The sequence below is a fragment of the Acinetobacter zhairuonensis genome (genome assembly GCF_022601715.1).
In the GTDB taxonomy this organism is placed as follows: Bacteria; Pseudomonadota; Gammaproteobacteria; order Pseudomonadales; family Moraxellaceae; genus Acinetobacter.
In genome coordinates this window covers 35,069-54,555 of the sequence record NZ_JAKVIM010000009.1, presented here as the reverse complement: position 1 = coordinate 54,555, position 19,487 = coordinate 35,069, and the positions used below count along the sequence as shown (strand labels likewise).

19 protein-coding genes are annotated in these 19,487 nt (G+C 41.2%); 12 read left to right on the top strand and 7 right to left on the bottom strand.

Annotated features, from left to right (window positions below):
* Window positions 1–222 precede the first annotated feature (222 nt).
* Both MKI85_RS08840 and MKI85_RS08835 read left to right on the top strand, forming a co-directional pair.
* Window positions 223–417: a hypothetical protein gene (locus MKI85_RS08840; protein WP_241626944.1), complete on the top strand. Its 195-nt coding sequence runs from the start codon at window positions 223–225 to the stop codon at window positions 415–417.
* A 263-nt stretch (window positions 418–680) separates the two neighbouring features.
* Window positions 681–1,499: a tetratricopeptide repeat protein gene (locus MKI85_RS08835; RefSeq protein ID WP_241626942.1), complete on the top strand. Its 819-nt coding sequence runs from the start codon at window positions 681–683 to the stop codon at window positions 1,497–1,499.
* Between the two features lie 79 nt (window positions 1,500–1,578).
* On the opposite strand, the gene MKI85_RS08830 is transcribed toward MKI85_RS08835, so the two are convergent.
* The gene (locus MKI85_RS08830) at window positions 1,579–2,502 is read right to left on the bottom strand and encodes an AEC family transporter (RefSeq protein ID WP_241626940.1); all 924 of its coding nucleotides are present in this window, start codon (window positions 2,500–2,502) and stop codon (window positions 1,579–1,581) included.
* A 108-nt stretch (window positions 2,503–2,610) separates the two neighbouring features.
* Window positions 2,611–3,720, bottom strand: a complete 1,110-nt coding sequence (locus MKI85_RS08825; RefSeq protein ID WP_241626937.1) for an NADH:flavin oxidoreductase/NADH oxidase — start codon at window positions 3,718–3,720, stop codon at window positions 2,611–2,613.
* 191 nt (window positions 3,721–3,911) lie between these two features.
* Between MKI85_RS08825 and mutM the strand changes: the two genes are divergently transcribed.
* Together mutM and MKI85_RS08815 are read left to right on the top strand one after the other, a co-directional pair.
* Window positions 3,912–4,763 carry a bifunctional DNA-formamidopyrimidine glycosylase/DNA-(apurinic or apyrimidinic site) lyase gene (gene mutM, locus MKI85_RS08820; protein ID WP_241627111.1) on the top strand — a complete coding sequence of 284 codons (852 nt, stop codon included), beginning with the start codon at window positions 3,912–3,914 and terminating at the stop codon, window positions 4,761–4,763.
* Window positions 4,760–5,044 carry a peptidylprolyl isomerase gene (locus MKI85_RS08815; protein WP_241626935.1) on the top strand — a complete coding sequence of 95 codons (285 nt, stop codon included), beginning with the start codon at window positions 4,760–4,762 and terminating at the stop codon, window positions 5,042–5,044. Before mutM ends, MKI85_RS08815 begins: the two co-directional genes overlap by 4 nt.
* Window positions 5,045–5,101: 57 nt before the next feature.
* Here the strand turns inward: MKI85_RS08815 and MKI85_RS08810 are convergent, their stop codons facing one another.
* The 3 genes from MKI85_RS08810 to typA form a co-directional block, all read right to left on the bottom strand.
* On the bottom strand, window positions 5,102–5,431 hold the full coding sequence (locus MKI85_RS08810) for a gamma-glutamylcyclotransferase family protein (RefSeq protein ID WP_241626933.1): 330 nt from the start codon (window positions 5,429–5,431) through the stop codon (window positions 5,102–5,104).
* A gap of 131 nt (window positions 5,432–5,562) precedes the next feature.
* The gene (gene mscL / locus MKI85_RS08805; RefSeq protein ID WP_241626931.1) at window positions 5,563–5,997 is read right to left on the bottom strand and encodes a large conductance mechanosensitive channel protein MscL; all 435 of its coding nucleotides are present in this window, start codon (window positions 5,995–5,997) and stop codon (window positions 5,563–5,565) included.
* A 181-nt stretch (window positions 5,998–6,178) separates the two neighbouring features.
* A complete protein-coding gene (typA, locus tag MKI85_RS08800) occupies window positions 6,179–8,008 on the bottom strand; it encodes a translational GTPase TypA (RefSeq protein WP_241626929.1) in 1,830 nt (609 codons plus the stop codon).
* Window positions 8,009–8,179: 171 nt separating this feature from the next.
* Between typA and MKI85_RS08795 the strand changes: the two genes are divergently transcribed.
* The 3 genes from MKI85_RS08795 to MKI85_RS08785 all read left to right on the top strand — a co-directional run bounded on the left by MKI85_RS08795 (window position 8,180) and on the right by MKI85_RS08785 (window position 12,116).
* Window positions 8,180–9,550: a uracil-xanthine permease family protein gene (locus tag MKI85_RS08795; protein WP_241626927.1), complete on the top strand. Its 1,371-nt coding sequence runs from the start codon at window positions 8,180–8,182 to the stop codon at window positions 9,548–9,550.
* A gap of 67 nt (window positions 9,551–9,617) precedes the next feature.
* A complete protein-coding gene (locus MKI85_RS08790) occupies window positions 9,618–10,643 on the top strand; it encodes a class I SAM-dependent methyltransferase (RefSeq protein ID WP_241626925.1) in 1,026 nt (341 codons plus the stop codon).
* Window positions 10,644–10,652: 9 nt separating this feature from the next.
* On the top strand, window positions 10,653–12,116 hold the full coding sequence (locus MKI85_RS08785) for an amino acid permease (RefSeq protein ID WP_241626923.1): 1,464 nt from the start codon (window positions 10,653–10,655) through the stop codon (window positions 12,114–12,116).
* 379 nt (window positions 12,117–12,495) lie between these two features.
* On the opposite strand, the gene MKI85_RS08780 is transcribed toward MKI85_RS08785, so the two are convergent.
* The gene (locus MKI85_RS08780) at window positions 12,496–13,182 is read right to left on the bottom strand and encodes a YggS family pyridoxal phosphate-dependent enzyme (protein ID WP_241626921.1); all 687 of its coding nucleotides are present in this window, start codon (window positions 13,180–13,182) and stop codon (window positions 12,496–12,498) included.
* A 123-nt stretch (window positions 13,183–13,305) separates the two neighbouring features.
* Here MKI85_RS08780 and MKI85_RS08775 point away from each other — a divergent pair, with 123 nt between their 5' ends.
* Together MKI85_RS08775 and MKI85_RS08770 are read left to right on the top strand one after the other, a co-directional pair.
* Window positions 13,306–14,343 (top strand): type IV pilus twitching motility protein PilT, encoded by a 1,038-nt coding sequence (locus MKI85_RS08775; RefSeq protein ID WP_100242154.1) that lies wholly within the window; start codon window positions 13,306–13,308, stop codon window positions 14,341–14,343.
* A 29-nt stretch (window positions 14,344–14,372) separates the two neighbouring features.
* The gene (locus MKI85_RS08770) at window positions 14,373–15,491 is read left to right on the top strand and encodes a PilT/PilU family type 4a pilus ATPase (protein ID WP_241626919.1); all 1,119 of its coding nucleotides are present in this window, start codon (window positions 14,373–14,375) and stop codon (window positions 15,489–15,491) included.
* A gap of 140 nt (window positions 15,492–15,631) precedes the next feature.
* On the opposite strand, the gene omp38 is transcribed toward MKI85_RS08770, so the two are convergent.
* A complete protein-coding gene (gene omp38, locus MKI85_RS08765) occupies window positions 15,632–16,651 on the bottom strand; it encodes an outer membrane protein Omp38 (protein WP_241626917.1) in 1,020 nt (339 codons plus the stop codon).
* Window positions 16,652–17,027: 376 nt separating this feature from the next.
* Between omp38 and MKI85_RS08760 the strand changes: the two genes are divergently transcribed.
* The 3 genes from MKI85_RS08760 to MKI85_RS08750 all read left to right on the top strand — a co-directional run bounded on the left by MKI85_RS08760 (window position 17,028) and on the right by MKI85_RS08750 (window position 19,416).
* Window positions 17,028–17,546, top strand: a complete 519-nt coding sequence (locus MKI85_RS08760) for a GspH/FimT family pseudopilin (RefSeq protein WP_241626916.1) — start codon at window positions 17,028–17,030, stop codon at window positions 17,544–17,546.
* A 101-nt stretch (window positions 17,547–17,647) separates the two neighbouring features.
* Window positions 17,648–18,823, top strand: a complete 1,176-nt coding sequence (locus MKI85_RS08755; RefSeq protein WP_241626914.1) for a thiolase family protein — start codon at window positions 17,648–17,650, stop codon at window positions 18,821–18,823.
* 146 nt (window positions 18,824–18,969) lie between these two features.
* On the top strand, window positions 18,970–19,416 hold the full coding sequence (locus MKI85_RS08750) for a VOC family protein (protein WP_241626912.1): 447 nt from the start codon (window positions 18,970–18,972) through the stop codon (window positions 19,414–19,416).
* Window positions 19,417–19,487: the final 71 nt, after the last annotated feature.

Genomic DNA, 19,487 nt, shown 5'->3' with positions numbered 1-19,487 from the left:
CTTGCTTCTATCTCACCTTATATTTCTGGTTTATTGCAATTTTTCTAAAAGATTCGCTTTAATGAGACAATATCTAGGTCTTTTGGAGAACAGAGCTTACCCTCTCCCATGACACACAATTACGTGATTAATTTCACTCTTCAAACAAAGAGTGATAAATATTAAAGATGAGGAATGCTACACTATTGCCATAAATTTAACCCCATTCATAAGGAGAATAAAATGGAATCATTTGTCATCGAACTGATCAAACCGATTACCCTCGAAAAAGAAAATTTTGCACCGAAAGTCTTTGAAGAAGGCACTGTACTCAAAGTCTTACTTAAAACACCAAATTCATTATTGGTCAGTGATGATGCCAAATTTAGTTTTACCGTAGAGCTGAATGATGAAGATATAACTTGGCGCAAGCTTTAAGGTTCCTAATGCCCAAGTTTGCTGTTTACCAATCTCGCAAATACACACTCCATATCTTTGATATGGAGTTATTCTTCAAGTCACTCATTGACTTCGCTTAAATACACAACGCCTTAAAACTCCGCATACATCAATACAAATAATTATTTTGAGCAAAACTGCTTTGCGATATTTACATTCAGACAATTCAACTTATGATGTAAAAGTTCCTCTACTCTACGCACAGATGGAATTGTGTGGATACCCCCATAAGGTTTTAAATGATGAAAAAAATAATTCTTGCCAGCCTAATCGCGATTTCAACTCAATTTGCTTTCGCTGAAAACAAAGCGCCGACCACTGATCCCGCCTTTGCCGAAGTCGAAGCCATGGTAAAAGCCAATAACATGACTGGTGCCTATCAAGCACTGGAAAAACTGGGTAAAGCAGGCAATGCTCAAGCACTCTATAATTTGGGCTATTTGACCCAGACAGGACAAGGTGCACCAAAAAACGAAAAGAAAGCCATTCAATTGTATGAACAATCTGCCAGCAAAGGCTATCCAGTCGCAGACTATGTATTAGCTAAAAACTATCTCGCAGGATCGCTCGGGGTAAAACAGGATACCGCCAAAGCAAAACAATATTTTGAAAAAGCATCTGCCAAAGGCTTCAGTGATGCGACGGTCGATCTTGCCGTGTTACTGTTTTCGGAAAACAATCCAGCATCCGACAAATTGGCGCTACAAAAGCTAGACCCTTTAATCAAAAAAGGCAATTTCCAAGCCATTCATGCCAAAGCTTTATATGACATCAGCACTGGCTTTAAAAATGAAGATGAAGCTCCTATCAAGCAAGGTCTGGCAAACATTCAAGACTTAGCTCAAAAAGGTTATATTCCAGCCTTAATGGCAGTCGGTAATATGTTTACCAATGGCAATATCGTGCCGCAAAACTTACCTGAAGCGAAAAAAATCTTTTCTGCTCTTGCCAAAGAAAATGTTCCTCAAGCCCAAGAATCCTTAGCCGTGGTTGAAAAAATGATGGCAGAACAAGCCAAAGCTCCCGCAACTGCACCAACGAAAGCGGCGAAAAAGAGCTAAAATTTACATCGCTGAGCAAAAGAATGCCCATCAATGGATGGGCTTTTTGATATTTCATGTAAAGCTGTTTTTGCAGTACTTAGCCCCACCATATGGCAATCAGTCCACTAATCACAGCAAAACCTAAAACAGTACTCAACATCAACGGGGTTAAAGCTTTTTCATTGAGACCATAGGTTTGACCAAAAATTCCAAAGGCAATCGGCATGGGTAAAGCTGCCAGTAAAGTACCCGCATAGAGCATTTCTTGACTGACATCTGGCAATACTGAAAACAGTAGAAAGATGGTCAACGGCATGAATACAATTTTAAACGACACCAAAATCAGACTTTGCATATCGACCGCTTTTAAGCCAATGCCCACCAGACTGCCACCAATCACAAATAATGCCAGTGGTGATGCCGTTTTACCCAGCATCGCTAGAATCTGATCAATCACGCTTGGTAATTTTAAACCCAACAACACACAGCTCATGCCTAGTATAATTGCAAGAATTACAGGATTTTTCAGGAGATTCTTTAAGGTGGATAAAACTACCTGTTTCAGACTGCCCTGTTGTAATCCGGCTTCCGCAATCATCAGCACCAATGCCACAATTAATAGATTTTCAATAATTAAGGTCAGTGAAATATAAATTGCCGCGTGTTGCCCAATTAACATGGTCAAAATCGCAGTACCAATAAAGCCTGTATTCGACATCGATGCCCCCATCGCCATAACCGCAGATGCAGTTAAGCGATGTTGAAAATATTGCCGATACAAAACAAAGGCACAAACGAACAGCAGCAAGGAACCACCACCATAGGCAATGAAATAGCTGGGATGCCAAATCTCATCTAGGTTACGGCTCGCCAAGGCATGTAATAAAAAGGCTGGTAACGCAATCTTAATTACAAAGGCACTCAAGGCTTTGATTTGCTCTGGCAGCATTAATCCACCTTTGACACAAGCAAAACCCAACAGCACCAATAAGATGATGGGCAAAATCGTACTTAAGACCACGTTTTCGCTCCACGCCAATGCTTGTTCAAAACAACTCCTATCTATTCATTAGAATCAATCGATGAGGGCAATACTCCATTTAAAATTTAAATGCAGTGTGCCAAGAGCTCAATCCGAAAAGGGCTTAAACAATTGCTTGATCCCATGCGGTTGGCAACGCAAATATTGGGGTGCAATTTCCATGCTTTCCCCCAGTTCAGCCGCTGCATGCCAAGGCCAGCGCGGATCATATAACATCGCGCGGGCCAAACCAATTGCATCCGCTTGTTCTTGTTGCAACACTTGCTCTGCTTGTTGAGCTTCGGTAATTAAGCCTACTGCAATCACTGGTATATCAAGGGCTTGTTTCACTGTTTGTGCAAATGGCACTTGGTAATTGGCGCCAATCTGAATGGCTTGTTCTACATGCAAGCCACCACTCGACACATGAATATAGGTAGCCCCCAATTGTTGCAATCGTTTCGACAATTCGACCGATTCCTCAACCGTCCAGCCGCCATCAAACCAGTCTTGAGCCGAAAGACGCACCCCAATTGGATAACCGTCTGGAACAGCAGACTGCATTGCTTGGAAGGTTTCTAAAGTCATCCGAATCCGATTTTCAAAGTTACCACCATATTCATCCTGACGTTGATTCGCGAGTGGCGACAAAAACTGATGCAGCAAATAGCCATGCGCTGCATGTAACTCAATCAAATCGAAGCCTGCCTCTACCGCACGTACGGCTGCCTGAGCAAAATCTTGCTGAACCTGTTTGAGCTCTTCGATGGACAGTGCATGAGGAGGCAGATCTTTAGGATTAAAAGAAATATTACTGGCAGAAACCGTTTGCCAACCATGCTGATCTTCAGGTGGAATTTGCCCTCTGCCTAGCCAAGGTTTATCAGTAGAGGCTTTACGACCAGCATGTGCCAATTGAATGGCAAAAGGCATCGGTGAAATAGAGCGAACTTTTTCTAATAACTGTCGCATCTGATCACGTTGCCGATCATTCCAAAGCCCTAAATCTGCAAAGCTAATCCGCCCTTCTGGCTGCACTGCAGTGGCTTCCACAATGCACAAACCTGCCCCCGAGAGTGCATAGTTCGCCCATTGTTGTTCATGCCAATAGCTTAATTCGCCCTGATCATTGGCTGAATATTGGCACATCGGCGCAATAACGATGCGATTTTTCACTTGAAGTGATCCATACTGAATGGGCTGAAATAAGCGTGACATGCAAGGCCTCATCATTCTAATTTTCGTGACTTATCACGTTATACAGATTCTGCCGAGGCTGCAAATACTCTTTTCATCTATTGTTTGAGTTTCATACTCAATAGAAACTGACCAAACTTGGAAAAAACTTGCATTCCCGCGCATTCAGCCCGATATTAGCCTTGTTGTTTCCAACCGATCATTTAAAACCTATGCCTGAATTACCCGAAGTTGAAACCACCAAAACCAGTCTACTGCCTTTGATTGGGCAACAGGTAAAATCCGTAACTGTGCATGAATCACGCTTACGTTGGCCGATTCCAGAGGATCTACAACGCCTTCAGGGACAAAAACTGCTAAAACTTACACGTCGCTCCAAGTATATTTTGGCTGAGTTTGAACAAGATCGCATGCTCTGGCATCTAGGTATGTCGGGAAGCTTTAGATTATGTGAAACCCATGAAGAGAAACGTAAACATGATCATTTGATCATTCAGTTTGATGACATGCAATTACGCTACCATGATCCACGCCGATTCGGCTGTATCCTGTGGTGGGATGCTGAGACAGAGTCTAAACTGCTTTCATCGCTGGGACCTGAACCCTTAAGCGAAGCCTTTAATGCTGAATATTTAACTCAAAAGCTGAATAATAAGCATGTCGGCATAAAAGTTGCAGTAATGGATAATCATGTTGTGGTTGGTGTGGGGAATATCTACGCAACGGAAAGTTTGTTTAATCTGGGGATACATCCAGCACAACCAGCGTCCAGTTTGACGACCAGTCAAATTGAAAAACTGGTGCTGGAAATCAAACGCATTTTAAAACAAGCCATTGATCTGGGTGGATCAACCTTACGTGACTATAGTAATGCCATGGGAGAAAATGGTTATTTCCAGCAAACCCTGTTGGCTTATGGACGTGCAGGAGAGATGTGTGTGAACTGTGAAACAACTCTGGAAAATTTAAAACTGGGACAACGTGCCAGCGTCTTTTGCCCTCAATGCCAACCCTTGAAAAAAGTCTCTACAACTGCATCGATCAAGCGAGGTAAGATCAAATGAAAACAGCCATTGTTCGACATATTCTGGTCAAAGATAAAGATTTAGCCGACCAATTGAAAAAAAAGATACTCGATGGTGCCGATTTTGCCAAAGTTGCGAAACAATATTCGACCTGTAATTCGGGTAAACGCGGCGGAGAACTCGGTGAAGTGAAAAAAGGACAACTGGTGCCTGTGATTGATAAGCTGGTATTTACTGCTGCTGAAGGGGTTTTGCATGGTCCAATTAAAAGCCAGTTTGGTTTTCATCTGGTTGAAATTAAATTTCGCATGGCTTTTTAACTGCTATAAGCTGAGAAGTACCTAAACCTTTTAGGTACTTCCCTGTCGGATTTGACTTTAATCGACCTTCATTTGGTAAACCCAGGCTTCACTTTGCTCACCAGATTCTAATTCGACTGGCACCGAAACGCGCTCATATTGCATACCTTCGAATTCATCCAAAGCATCCCAATGATCAGATAATCTCTCCGAAATAAACAGATAGCCTTCCACTTTCGGTGCATGCTGATCAAGCACAATGGCAAACAACCCTTTATCTGGTCCCCAGTCCAAAATATACACCACACCATTTACATAAGCTTTCTGCCAAGTGCCACCAATACGCTCCAGAAGATGTGCATTTTCATGATTGGGACGTAAGGTTCCATAGACAAACAATTGATTCATCAGACAAACATCTTCAATTTAATAATCTAAGCAAATCTTAATGGGGATAAATTATAAAAACTAGCTCCCGACATCCAATTCTAGGCGAAAAAAAACGGCAACTTGAATTGCCGATTTTGGACATCAACCCATTATGATTTATTCTTTAACTCATCACGGATTTCACGTAACAATTGAATATCTTCAGGTGTTGGTGCTGGTTCAGCTGCAGCTTCTTCTTGTTTACGGCGCATACGATTCAACATTTTCACCATTAAAAACACTACCCACGCCAGAATAATGAAGTTAATCGCAACTGTTAAAAAATTTCCGTAGGTCAGAATATTGACTCCAGCTTTGGTTAATTCATCTAAAGATTGCAGGTTATTCGGATTATCACCCAACACGATAAATTTTTGCGTGAAATCTACCCCACCACCTGTAATGACCGTAATGAGTGGCATGATGATGTCTTTTACCAATGAATCTACAATCTTACCAAATGCACCACCAATGATTACACCGACGGCGAGGTCAATCATATTCCCTTTAACTGCGAATTCGCGAAATTCTTGAATAATGCTCATTTAAATCTCCAGTTCTTTTTTGACTTTAATTTATGTGATGAAGTATACATTATTGAAATCTATATATTTCCATCTAATTTACTTGGTTTTGTAAATTCTCTACAACGCTTTGTTGAACAACTTATACAAAAAAACCGCTGATCGAAATCAGCGGTTTTTATCATCCGAAGATAAGAATAACTTATTTGTTACGCTTACGTTCGTTTTCAGTCAACCAGCGCTTACGGATACGGATTGATTTAGGAGTTACTTCAACTAATTCATCATCTTCAATGAACTCAAGCGCTTGTTCAAGCGTGTATTCAACTGCTGGAACAAGAGTCAACGCATCATCAGTACCAGAAGCACGTACGTTAGTTAACTGTTTCGCTTTAGTTGGGTTAACCACCATATCGTCTGAACGTGAGTTAATACCTACGATCATACCTTCGTAAACTTCTAACTGCGGCTTAGCGAATAAACGACCACGGTCTTGTAAGCTGAACAGTGCATAGCCCAAGCAAGTACCTTGAACCATAGAAATCAACACACCATTTTGACGCTTCGCAACAGTACCTTGTTTCATCGGACCGTAGTGAGAGAAGCTTGATGTCATGATCCCTGTACCAGAAGTCATGGTCAAGAATTCAGAACGGAAACCAATTAAGCCACGTGAAGGTACAGTTGCTTCAATACGGATACGGCCTTTACCGTCAACTTCCATATTGGTCATTTCACCTTTACGGCTACCCATTTGTTCCATTACAGAACCTTGGTGCTGTTCTTCAACGTCAAATGTAACGTTTTCGTATGGTTCTTGCTTTTCACCGTCAACTTCTTTCAAGATTACTTGTGGACGAGATACGCCCATTTCGAAACCTTCACGACGCATATTTTCAATTAAAACTGAAAGGTGAAGTTCACCACGACCAGAAACTTTGAAACGGTCTGGACTGTCAGTGTCTTCTACACGTAATGCTACGTTATGAATTAATTCGCGGTCTAAACGTTCACGGATGTTACGTGAAGTAACGAATTTACCTTCTTTACCTGCAAACGGTGAGTTGTTTACTTGGAAAGTCATTGTCACTGTAGGTTCATCTACAGACAATGGTGGTAAAGCTTCAACATTTTTCGGATCACAAATGGTGTCAGAAATATGAAGTTCATCAATACCTGTAATACATACGATGTCGCCAGCAGATGCTGAATCAACATCAACGCGATCTAAACCATGGTAACCCATAATTTTTAAGATACGGCCGTTACGCGTCTTACCGTCTTTATCAATGACAGTTACAGGTGTATTTAAACCAATTGAACCACGTTGAATACGACCAACACCAATAACACCTACGAAGCTGTTATAGTCAAGTGAAGAAATCTGCATTTGGAATGGACCATCAACATCAACTGCTGGTGGTTCAACAATGTCAACGATTGTTTGGAACAATGGCGTCATGTCGTCAGCCAACTCTTCTGGAGAAGGACCAGCAACACCGCGTAGACCAGATGCATAAACAACTGGGAAGTCTAGCTGTTCGTCAGTACCACCAAGGTTGTCGAACAAGTCAAATACTTGATCAATAACCCAGTCTGGACGCGCGCTTGGCTTGTCTACTTTGTTAATAATTACGATTGGCTTCAAACCACGCGCGAACGCTTTTTGCGTTACGAAACGAGTTTGTGGCATTGGACCTTCTTGAGAATCAACAAGAAGAAGTACGCAGTCAACCATCGACATTACACGTTCCACTTCACCACCGAAATCGGCGTGTCCTGGGGTGTCGACGATGTTAATACGGTACTCAGTATTCGTACGAGCATCCATCCATTTAATTGCAGTGTTCTTTGCAAGAATGGTAATACCACGTTCACTTTCAATAGCGCCCGAATCCATGACACGCTCAATCTCACCTGCGCGATCACCGAGTGCACCTGATTGTTGAAGTAATTTGTCGACAAGAGTCGTCTTACCATGATCGACGTGCGCAATAATGGCAATGTTACGGAGAGTTTTGATATCTGACATGTAAATTCGATACGCTTTAAATTTGAGGGCAAATTATACAGAAAAATAATAGATTTTAGTAGTGACAGTTTATTGACAAGCTCATTTTTTTTCACAAGTGCTCGGCATTTTGTTTTGTAAAGCTGTGTATCTCGATTAGAATAGCGCCATCTTGCTAACACCTTTTGACATATGTCTGATCAAAATCTCTCTCCCAATCAACCAGATCAGCTTGATTTGGTTTATGGTTTAAATGACCGCCCTCAACCCTTCATAGCTTTCCTTGCAGCCTTCCAACATTTACTTGCGATTATTGTTCCAATTGTTACTCCTGGTTTACTGATCTGTTTAGCATTGGGTGTTTCCAAACAAGACACCAACATGATTTTATCCATGTCTTTGGTGATCTCAGGCATTGCAACCTTTTTACAATGTAAAAAAGTCGGACCATTTGGCGCAGGCTTACTGATTGTTCAAGGCACCAGCTTTAACTTTATTGGTCCAATCATCGGGATTGGCTCTGCCATGGTCGCTGCGGGTACACCAGTAGAGTCCGTCATGGCCGCTATTTTTGGTGTGGTAATTGCGGGTTCATTCATTGAAATGGGGGTGTCACGAATTTTACCGTGGGTTAAAATGCTGATTACACCTTTGGTAACAGGCATTGTGGTGCTGTTGATTGGTCTGACTTTAATTAAGGAAGGCTTAATTAGCATGGGTGGTGGCTATCAAGCCATGTCCAACAACACCTTCGCCAATACAGACAACTTGATTATGTCATGTACGGTTTTAGGCTTAATTATCTTGCTGAATCGCATCCGTATTACATGGGTAAAAAGTTCTGCAATCTTAATTGCCTTAGTTGCGGGATATACTCTTGCAGGCTTTATGGGGCATCTGGATTTTTCAGGTTTAAAAGATGCGCCTTTAGTACAAGTTCCGACGCCAATGCATTTTGGACTCAGCTTCTCTTGGAGCTTGTTTATTCCAATGGCCTTCATCTATTTAGTGACGTCTTTGGAAGCCATTGGTGATATCACCGCGACCTCAAAACTTTCCAACCAGCCTGTGGATGGTGCCACTTGGATGGAACGTATTAAAGGCGGTGTCTTGGTGAATGGTGCGAACTCTTTCCTTGCTGGTATTTTTAATACTTTCCCAAGCTCGGTGTTTGCACAAAACAATGGAGTAATTCAGCTGACGGGTGTTGCAAGCCGTTATGTCGGAATCTGGATTGCAGCCATGTTGGTCATTTTAGGTTTATTACCAGCAGTGGCAGGCGTAATTCAAGCTGTGCCTCAAGCAGTACTCGGTGGTGCAGTCATGGTGATGTTCGGTGCAGTAGCTGCATCGGGGATTAACATTCTTGCTGGGGTTCATTTAGACCGTCGTGCACTGCTTATTATTGCCATCTCATTGGCACTGGGGCTAGGTGTTGCACAAGTTCCACAAATCTTGGAACATTTACCTGAATTGTTCCGTAACATTTTTAGTTCGGGTGTTGCGACAGGTGGTATTGCCGCACTGATTTTAAATATTGTGCTTCCTGAAACGAAGAAATAAGTTTTCATTTCTGTATGCACCTTGCCCAGCATTGTCTGGGCATCGTTTTTACTATGGAGTAAATAAGATGGATCCACGAAGTGAAGTTGTTCTTCGTCAACAGGAATTTCTCTCTGGCTCAGTTTTACTGGTCAATGCACCGTGTGACGAATTAAATACACAGCTGATTGGTGCTGTAGAGCCTCATTTTTGGACATGGAATTTTAACGAATTACAATATTTTGAGACTCAACAAAGCTCTGTACATTTTGGCACAGATTTGCCAGAAGTCAGCTTTGAACAAGCCATTGTTTTTGTTCCAAAATCAAAAGAACTACTTAACTATGTGCTACACCAACTGGTCAGTCGTTTGGCCGTAGGCGCATCGATCTTTTTAGTTGGTGAAAAGAAAGGTGGTGTAGAACGTGCTTCTAAACAGCTACAACCTTTTGGTAAAACCCTCAAATTAGACAGCGCTCGACATTGTCAAATGTGGCAACTGGTCACCGAAAAAACCGTAACGGCAAAACCTTTGGCCGATTGGGCACAACACTACACTGTACCAACCCCGAAAGGTGAATTACAGATTTGCGCATTACCAGGTGTATTTAGCCAAAACCGTCTAGACGTGGGTACAGCCGTGTTATTACCTCATCTTTCACACGTCACTTCTGGAAAAATTGCAGACTTTGGCTGTGGTGCAGGTGTGATCAGCGCCTATTTGGCCAAGTTAAATCCGAAAAATCGCATTTTTGCACTGGATGTCGATGCCTTTGCATTAGCTTCAACAAAAATGACTTTTGAGAAAAATAACCTTTTACCAGAACAACTTGAGATTAAAGCGGTACACGGCATTGAGGATGCACCACTATTCTTACACGCTATCGTCAGCAATCCCCCATTCCATCAAGGCATTCATACAGATTACAATGCCAGCGAAAATTTATGCAAAACATCCCGTCGCCATCTTAAATCGGATGGCGAGTTGTGGATTGTTGCCAACCGCTTTCTGAATTATCCATTATTAATTGAGCAAAGTTTTGGCCAATGTACAACCAAAGCCGATCAACAAGGCTTTAAAGTGCTGTTTGCCAGCACACAAAAGAAATCTTAAGGAACAATGATGAGCGAAACGACTCAACCAGCTCAACTCAAGCGAAAGCTTGGAGCTCGCCATCTGAATATGATCGCCATTGGTGGTTCAATTGGTACAGGTTTATTCCTTGCCTCAGGTGCAACCATTGCAAATGCTGGTCCAGGCGGGGCGTTATTGGCCTACTGCTTAATTGGTGTGATGATTTACTTTCTCATGACCAGTTTGGGTGAGTTAGCAACACATAACCCAACATCGGGTGCATTTTTCACCTATGGCACCAAGTATGTTGAAGGTGGTTTTGGTTTCGCCCTTGGCTGGAACTATTGGTATAACTGGGCCATTACGGTTGCATTTGAATTGGTTGCAGTCCAATTCATCATGAAATTCTGGTTTCCCGACCTGCCCGGCTTCTACTGGAGTGCTCTCTTCTTAGCTGTTGTCTTTGGGATCAATGCACTGACAGTCAAAGGCTTTGGTGAAAGTGAATTCTTCTTCTCCTTAGTCAAAGTCCTTGCCATTATTGTGTTTATCATCATTGGTATTTTCATGATTGGTAAAATCATGATGACGCCAGATGTCGCAACTTTTGCCAACTGGAGCAAGGGTGAAGCACCCTTCGTTGGTGGCTTATCTGCACTGATTGGTGTAGCAATGATTGCAGGATTCTCGTTTCAGGGTACCGAGATGGTCGGTGTTGCTGCTGGTGAATCGAAAGATCCTCAAAAGACTATCCCAATTGCCATCAAACAGATTTTTTGGCGTATTCTACTGTTTTATGTGGTGTGTATTTTCATTATCGGCACACTCATTTCATATGATGATCCACTCCTGTTACAAGCGGCTTCATCTGAGAATATTGCACTCTCTCCGTTTACCTTACTCTATGAAAAAGCTGGTTTTGCCTTTGCTGCCAGTGTGATGAATGCCGTGATTTTAACTGCGATTCTATCGGCAGGTAACTCGGGGATGTATTCATCGACGCGCATGCTGTTCAATATGGCTCAAAATGGCAGTGCACCTAAAGTGTTTGCCAAATTAGACCCTCGCGGCGTACCCATGAATGCGCTTTATGCGACAACAGCAATTGCTGCACTTTGCTTCTTAACTACTTTCATTGGAGAAGAACAGGTCTTTAATTGGCTGCTCAACATGTCAGGTATGTGTGGCTTTATTGTTTGGTTAGGGATTGCTGTCTCACACTATCGTTTCCGTAAAGGCTATGTTACCCAAGGTCATAAGGTTGAAGACTTAGCTTATCGTGCGAAATTCTTCCCATTTGCACCGTGGTTTGCCTTTATTCTATGTGCCATTGTTGTTTTAGGTCAAAACTACCAAGCTGTACTTGATGGTGAATGGCTCTCTGTTTTATCGACCTATATTGGTATTTTCTTATTCTTGGCGATTTGGCTTGGTTATAAATGGAAATACAAAACCAAGTTGATTTCCTACCAAGAAATGGATGTTAACCCAATGAATCTAGACCGCGAATAATTTTCCTATTAAAAAACAGCCTTCGGGCTGTTTTTTTTATTACTTGAAATGACATGCATTATTTATAAATTCTAAGTGAATGCATGATTAAAACTATCTCTATTAAAATTAAAAGTACTGCCTTTTTTAAAAATTTAGCATCAATCAAAATATTGCTAATTTCAAAACTAAAAAGCCCCGACTTCCTGTCGAGGCTTTTTTAGATCTTGCTACGGCATAACTCCTGTCGTGCCTTTTGCATCCATTCATCACTTTTATTGTTATTGTAAAGAAACATCCTGTTCCTGATGGTTTCATTATAGAAAGAATAAATTTTTTCACCTAGACGTTAAAAGGCTCAAATCCTGTCAGCCAAAACCTACAAAACCGACTGATAACTTTATTTCGAATAATCTCGAGCACCAAATAATGCCGTCCCAATTCGCACCATGGTCGAACCTGCTGCAATCGCAGCATCCAGATCAGCCGACATCCCCATACTTAAAGTATCCCAATCCTGAGGATGTGCGTGACATGCTTTGACTTGATCAAACAACTTTCTGGCATCCATCAAAGCGGCTGTATTGTTGGGTGCTGGAATCACCATAATGCCACGCAATCTTAAATGAGGAAGCTGACTAATTTCACCAACCAACTGAGCAACTTCTTCTGGCTGACATCCATCTTTGGTATCTTGTCCATCAATATTCACTTGTAGACAAATATTCAAAGGTGACTGCGTAGCCAATCGCTGACCTGATAAACGTTCTGCAATAATCAAACGATCTACTCCATGCACCCAAGCAAATTTTTCCGCCAAATGCTTGGTTTTATTCCGTTGCACATGCCCAATAAAGTGCCACTCAATCTCTAAATCAGACAAGGCCTCAATCTTTTCCAGTGCCTCTTGCAGATAATTTTCTCCAAATGCACGCTGCCCTATTGCATACATGTCACGCAATGCCTCACTTGGATGAGTTTTTGAAACCGCAAGCAATTGCACCGTTTCAGCTTCACGCCCAGTACGTGAACAAGCAGCCTCTATTTGCTTTAAAACCTGATTTCGCGACTCTTTCAAACTATTCATTGACGATCTTCTCATTTCATTCATCTTTTTTTACGTTCCAGCAACTCTAACTGTTGGTTAAGCAGCAGGAAAGCCTTATTATTCTATCAAAATAATTAAGATTTATATGATCTCGGGGAATTCATGGATATTACAGAATTATTGGCTTTTTCGGCAAAAAACGGGGCTTCCGACTTACACTTATCTGCGGGTATGCCTCCAATGATTCGCGTAGACGGTGAAGTAAGACGTATCAACCTACCTGCATTAGAACATAAAGAAGTACACAAACTGGTGTACGACATTATGAATGACAAACAGCGTCGCGATTATGAAGAACAACTGGAAACCGACTTCTCTTTTGAAGTTCCTGGGGTTGCCCGTTTCCGTGTCAACGCATTTAACCAGAACCGCGGTGCAGGTGCTGTATTCCGTACCATTCCATCTAAAGTTTTGACCATGGACGACCTTGGTCTGGGCAATATTTTTAAAGAGATCTGTGATTACCCTCGTGGCATCGTATTGGTCACAGGACCAACGGGTTCTGGTAAATCAACAACCCTAGCCGCAATGCTGGACTACATTAATGATCGACGTTATGACCATATTTTAACGGTCGAAGATCCAATCGAATTTGTACACCAATCCAAAAAATGTCTGATTAACCAGCGTGAAGTACACCGTGATACTCATGGCTTCAACGAAGCACTCCGCTCAGCATTACGTGAAGACCCTGACATTATTCTAGTCGGTGAGATGCGTGACCTTGAAACCATTCGTCTGGCTTTAACTGCTGCTGAAACGGGTCACTTGGTTTTCGGTACACTGCATACTACCTCCGCAGCGAAAACCATTGACCGTGTCATTGACGTATTCCCTGCCGAAGAAAAAGATATGGTTCGCGCGATGCTCTCAGAATCACTACAGGCCGTCATTTCACAAACACTCTTAAAGAAAAATGGTGGAGGTCGTGTGGCAGCCCATGAAATCATGATTGGTATTCCAGCGATTCGTAACTTAATTCGTGAAAACAAAGTTGCACAAATGTACTCTGCCATTCAAACAGGTGCCAACTATGGTATGACCACCCTAGATCAGAGCCTTAAAACTCTAGTATCGAAAGGTGTGATTAGTCCTCAAACAGCACGTACTGTTGCCAAACAACCAGAATCATTCTTATAAGAATACAGAAACGGAATTAGGATAAGGTTATGGACTTTAACGACTTACTCAATTTAATGATTCAACAAAAAGCTTCGGATCTTTTTGTCACGGCTGAAGTTGAACCATCGATGAAAATTAATGGTCAAATTGTACCCGTTGCAAAGACCAAGCTGACTGGTGAGATTGTTGGTCAACTGATTAATTCAATCATGAGCGACAAACAGCGTAAAGAATTTACTGAGACTCGTGAATGTAACTTTGCGATTATGAATCGCGAAAAAACAGCGCGTTTTCGTGTTAGTGCTTTTCAACAACGTGATCAACCCGGCATGGTTCTTCGTCGCATTGAAACCAAAATTCCAACCATGGATGAGCTTAAACTTCCTCCTGTATTGAAAGATTTAGCCATGACCAAACGTGGCATCATTATCTTTGTAGGTGCAACAGGGACAGGTAAATCGACTTCTTTGGCATCGATCATTGGTTATCGCAACCAAAATTCCAAAGGTCATATTATTACCATTGAAGACCCGATTGAATTTATTCACGAACATGCAGGCTGTATTATTACCCAACGTGAAGTGGGTATTGATACAGACTCTTTTGAAATCGCATTAAAAAATACTTTACGTCAGGCACCGGATGTCATTCTGATTGGTGAGATTCGATCACGTGAGACTATGGACTATGCGATTGCCTTTGCCGAAACAGGACATTTAGTTTTCGCAACACTACATGCCAACAACGCTAACCAAGCCATTGACCGTATTATCCACTTCTTTGAAGCTGATCGTCATAGTCAATTATTTATGGACTTGTCTTTAAATCTAAAAGCGATGGTGGCTCAACAACTGATTCCAACTATTGATGGCAATTCACGTCGAGCTGCGATTGAAATTCTGATTAACTCCCCTTTAATTTCCGACTTGATCCGTAAAGGTGATGTTCATGAAATTAAAGACCTTATGAAGCGTTCACGTGAACTCGGCATGCAGACCTTTGACCAAGCACTCTACGATCTATATAAAGCCAAGCAAATCACCTATAAAGATGCGCTGAAACATGCTGATTCGCCAAACGACTTACGTTTACAAATCAAACTTTCAGAAGAAGGGGCGGATCGTTTAATGAATGCCAGCTCACATATTACCTTTGATGGTCAATAAATAGAGTCTCTCACTAGGTTTAAAAACGAGCCAATTGGCTCGTTTTTTAATTTGAGATTAATTCTTTATCATTTTATAATTCAAACATCAAAGAAAAAGCAGCCTTAAGGCTGCTTTTTCAAATCAAAATCAATAATGAATTATTGAGCTTGACCAGGTTGTACTGTAACAGTACGGCTACCAGTGATTGTCGCGAATACACGACGGTTCATAGCACGACCTTCTTTAGTTTTGTTGTCAGCAATCGGTTGATCCCAAGCGAAACCTTGAGTAGACAAACGAGCTGCATCTACATTGTATTCATTTACAAGAGCAGATTTAACAGAGTTAGCACGAGCTAAAGATAAACGTTCGTTTAATGCACGTGGACCTGTGTTGTCTGTGTGACCTTCGATGCGAGCAGTAGCGTTTGGATATTCAACTAACTTCTCAGCAACTTTAGCAATTTCTGGCTTGTATTGGTCTTTGATGTTTGATTTGTTCGTATCAAAGAACACACGAAGTTCCATGTTAAGATCTTCAGTCAATTGCTCAGGAACTGGCTCAACTGGAGCAACTGGCTCAACTTCTACTACTGGTGCAGCAGGTTTCAAGTGACCACCAAGAACCACATTAAGACCAGCTAAAGCTGTATAGTTCCAGAAGTCTTCGTCGATGTTATAAGTAGCACGAGCCTCAGTACGTAGAGATAAAGCATCATTTAAGCGCCAGAAAGCACCAAGACCAGCATTACCTAAAGTACCTTCTTCACCATCACGATAAGCTAAAGCAGGAGCATCAAAATCGTATTCATAGTGACCAGCACCTAATAATACGTATGGCTTGATTTTGCTGTCATAGTTTTTAGTAAACAAATCTGAAGTAGCATAGAAATTACCATTGATTTGTTTTTGCTTATATTCACCAGCACTTGGATCAACATCACCTTTTACTTGGTTATATTCAGCTTCAAAACCTAACCAAGGAGTAAGCTCGATACCCAAAGCAGCACCAACCATCAAGTCATCTTGTAATTCGTGACTATTCGTTAAGTTACGATTGTTATGGTCGGTACCAAACATTGTATAACCAAGCATTAACGGCGTAATGGTTACACCTGCGTTAGCAGCAGCCAAAGGTGCAGCAACGAGCATCGCTAAAGCAATACGACTCATTTTCATGGATTTATCCTCCAGAGATAAACAATTGTTGTTCAAGCTAAGCTTAAAATTTTTGCTATCCTGAGATAGGCTTTTTTAAATACCCCAGTTTTATTTTTAAGCTACTCACCTTGAATAATACAAACACTCAATTGGTTTGTCCAAGTGTTTGATAATTTTAATCAAGTAAATTATTGACAAAATTACTTACAATTTCAGTTGTAGTTCAGTAAATTTATGGTCTCTTTCTTTTTAAGAATAGCTTATTGTCACTTGCGTTTCACTATAGCATTTTCTTATTAGTAGAGAAACACATTTTTCATTATAAAATGAATAAAAAACAAGACATTATTATTCATTATTAAATTAAAAAATACAGGTACTTAGGTTGTTATTTATGCACCTCAACAAATATATGGCTTTCACATTATTAGAACTTGCCATCACAGCATTAGTTTTGTCAATACTAATTACGTTAGCCCTGCCTTATTATCATCAATTAAAAGCAAATCAAGAACGTAACTTCGTTTTAAGACAAATTAATAGCAATGTACAACTTGCTAAACAGCATGCTGTTATTCATCACACAAACGTCGTCATCTGTCCATCAATTGACATGCTTGCTTGCAAAGATTCAATGTGGGAGCATGGCTTTATTGTATTTCTCGATTTAAATAAAAATAGACAAGTAGACTCCAATGAATCCTTAATTGCTAAAGAACAAACCAACCTCAATTACGGCACATTAAATTGGCGAGGCACCCTACATTTTTCTAGTTTGAGTTTTATGGCTGAACATGGTCTACCCATAGGTTCCAATGGCAGCTTTTATTATTGCTCATCAATAACAAAACATTTAAAGATCATTCTCAATAAAATGGGAAATTCACGTAGTGAAGATCTAACCCGCTGTTGAAAACCAATGAGTCTACGGCAAAAACAACATCTAAATTCCAGTTTTCAATATACTGCTGTGGATTAAACAAAAACTGATTATTTTGATTTGGAGTTATATCAATGACTGATATAGTGATTGTAAATGGTGCTCGTACTGCCATGGGTGGTTTTCAAGGGAGTTTATCCGGCTTAACAGCACCAGAGCTTGGCGCAACAACAATTAAAGAAGCCATTGCTCGTGCCGGCCTACAACCTACTGATGTAGAAGAAGTCATTATGGGCTGTGTTTTACCTGCTGGCCTTAAGCAAGGTCCTGCGCGTCAAGCCATGCGTCAAGCGGGTTTACCTGATTCAACAGGTGCAGTCACGATCAACAAACTTTGTGGTTCTGGCATGAAAGCAGTCATGCAAGCTGCTGATATGATTAAAGCAGGTTCCGCTGAAATCGTGGTTGCAGGTGGTATGGAATCTATGACCAATGCACCTTATGTATTGACCAAAGCACGTGCTGGTTACCGTATGGGTCATGGTGAAGTCAAAGATCACATGTTCCTTGATGGCTTAGAGGATGCTGAAACGGGCCGTCTAATGGGTTCATTTGCACAAGACATGGCCAATACGCGTGGCTACACACGTGAACAAATGGATGCGTTTGCCATCCGTTCTTTACTGCGTGCACAAAATGCGGTTCAAGAAGGTTATTTTAAAGACGAAATCGTTCCTGTTACCGTTTCAACGCGTAAAGGCGATGTTGTTATCGATAAAGATGAACAACCGTTCAATGCCCATATCGAAAAGATTCCTTCTTTACGCCCTGCGTTTGCAAAAGACGGTACGATCACTGCTGCGAATGCCAGCTCAATTTCTGATGGTGCTTCAGCTTTAGTTCTAACTTCTGCAGACAATGCATCTGCAAAAGGTTTACAGCCATTGGCTAAAATCATGGCTTATGCGTCAAACTCACAGCACCCTTCTGAGTTCACGATTGCTCCTGTTGGCGCCATTGAAAAAGTTTTGAAGAAAACAGGTTGGGATGCGCAGGACGTTGATCTTTGGGAAATTAATGAAGCATTTGCTATGGTAACTATGTGCCCAATGGATGACTTTAAACTCGATCCTGCGAAAGTCAACATTAATGGTGGTGCATGTGCACTGGGACACCCTGTCGGTTCAACAGGTTCACGCATCATTTTGACGCTTATTCATGCTTTAAAACGTACAGGCGGCAAAAAAGGCATTGCAGCCCTCTGTATCGGTGGTGGTGAAGCAACTGCGGTTGCTATTGAATTGCTTTAAGCTTCAATGCAACACCTCCACTCAATTCATGAGTGAATAAAAAATCCTCCTTTTATGGAGGTTTTTTTATGCTTACATTTTTGCATTATTTTTTTTAATTAAGGCTGATAGATTAAACACTCAAAACAACAATGGAAAATAGAACAATGCAACTCAACCATTATCTCAATTTCCAAGGTGAAGCCGAAACTGCGTTCAATTTTTATAAGTCGGTGTTTGGCGGTGAGTTTGCCATGCTGAGTCGTTATGGGGATATGCCACCAAGCGAAGACATCACTTTATCCGATGTAGATAAAAATCTGATCCTGCATGTTTCATTACCAATCAATGAATTTACAGTCTTGATGGCTTCTGATACTTCAGAGCAGTTTTGCGCTCCAAATGCCGTATTTATTAAAGGCAGCAATCACTATATTTCAATTAATCTGGATAAACACGAACAAGCTGAGGCTCAACGTTTATTTGATGCACTCTCTGTCAATGGTCAAATTGAGATGCCTTTAGAAAAAACTTTTTGGGGTGCTCTGTACGGTGCATTTACCGATCAGTTTGGGGTGAAATGGATGATCAACTGCCAATTGATAGAAATATAAGACTATAAAATTAAACTTATTGTTTTATTTGCATTGTTCCATAAATAAAAAAGCCAGAGTTCATCTGGCTT

Coding starts and splice junctions, on each gene's coding strand:
- MKI85_RS08825 (WP_241626937.1), bottom strand. CDS start 3,720: ATGTCACGCTTATTTCAGCCCATTCAGTATGGATCACTTCAAGTGAAA.
- MKI85_RS08760 (WP_241626916.1), top strand. CDS start 17,028: ATGCACCTCAACAAATATATGGCTTTCACATTATTAGAACTTGCCATC.
- omp38 (WP_241626917.1), bottom strand. CDS start 16,651: ATGAAAATGAGTCGTATTGCTTTAGCGATGCTCGTTGCTGCACCTTTG.
- MKI85_RS08815 (WP_241626935.1), top strand. CDS start 4,760: ATGAAAACAGCCATTGTTCGACATATTCTGGTCAAAGATAAAGATTTA.
- MKI85_RS08755 (WP_241626914.1), top strand. CDS start 17,648: ATGACTGATATAGTGATTGTAAATGGTGCTCGTACTGCCATGGGTGGT.
- MKI85_RS08790 (WP_241626925.1), top strand. CDS start 9,618: ATGGATCCACGAAGTGAAGTTGTTCTTCGTCAACAGGAATTTCTCTCT.
- mscL (WP_241626931.1), bottom strand. CDS start 5,997: ATGAGCATTATTCAAGAATTTCGCGAATTCGCAGTTAAAGGGAATATG.
- MKI85_RS08780 (WP_241626921.1), bottom strand. CDS start 13,182: ATGAATAGTTTGAAAGAGTCGCGAAATCAGGTTTTAAAGCAAATAGAG.
- MKI85_RS08770 (WP_241626919.1), top strand. CDS start 14,373: ATGGACTTTAACGACTTACTCAATTTAATGATTCAACAAAAAGCTTCG.
- typA (WP_241626929.1), bottom strand. CDS start 8,008: ATGTCAGATATCAAAACTCTCCGTAACATTGCCATTATTGCGCACGTC.
- MKI85_RS08835 (WP_241626942.1), top strand. CDS start 681: ATGAAAAAAATAATTCTTGCCAGCCTAATCGCGATTTCAACTCAATTT.
- MKI85_RS08775 (WP_100242154.1), top strand. CDS start 13,306: ATGGATATTACAGAATTATTGGCTTTTTCGGCAAAAAACGGGGCTTCC.
- mutM (WP_241627111.1), top strand. CDS start 3,912: ATGCCTGAATTACCCGAAGTTGAAACCACCAAAACCAGTCTACTGCCT.
- MKI85_RS08750 (WP_241626912.1), top strand. CDS start 18,970: ATGCAACTCAACCATTATCTCAATTTCCAAGGTGAAGCCGAAACTGCG.
- MKI85_RS08840 (WP_241626944.1), top strand. CDS start 223: ATGGAATCATTTGTCATCGAACTGATCAAACCGATTACCCTCGAAAAA.
- MKI85_RS08795 (WP_241626927.1), top strand. CDS start 8,180: ATGTCTGATCAAAATCTCTCTCCCAATCAACCAGATCAGCTTGATTTG.
- MKI85_RS08785 (WP_241626923.1), top strand. CDS start 10,653: ATGAGCGAAACGACTCAACCAGCTCAACTCAAGCGAAAGCTTGGAGCT.
- MKI85_RS08810 (WP_241626933.1), bottom strand. CDS start 5,431: ATGAATCAATTGTTTGTCTATGGAACCTTACGTCCCAATCATGAAAAT.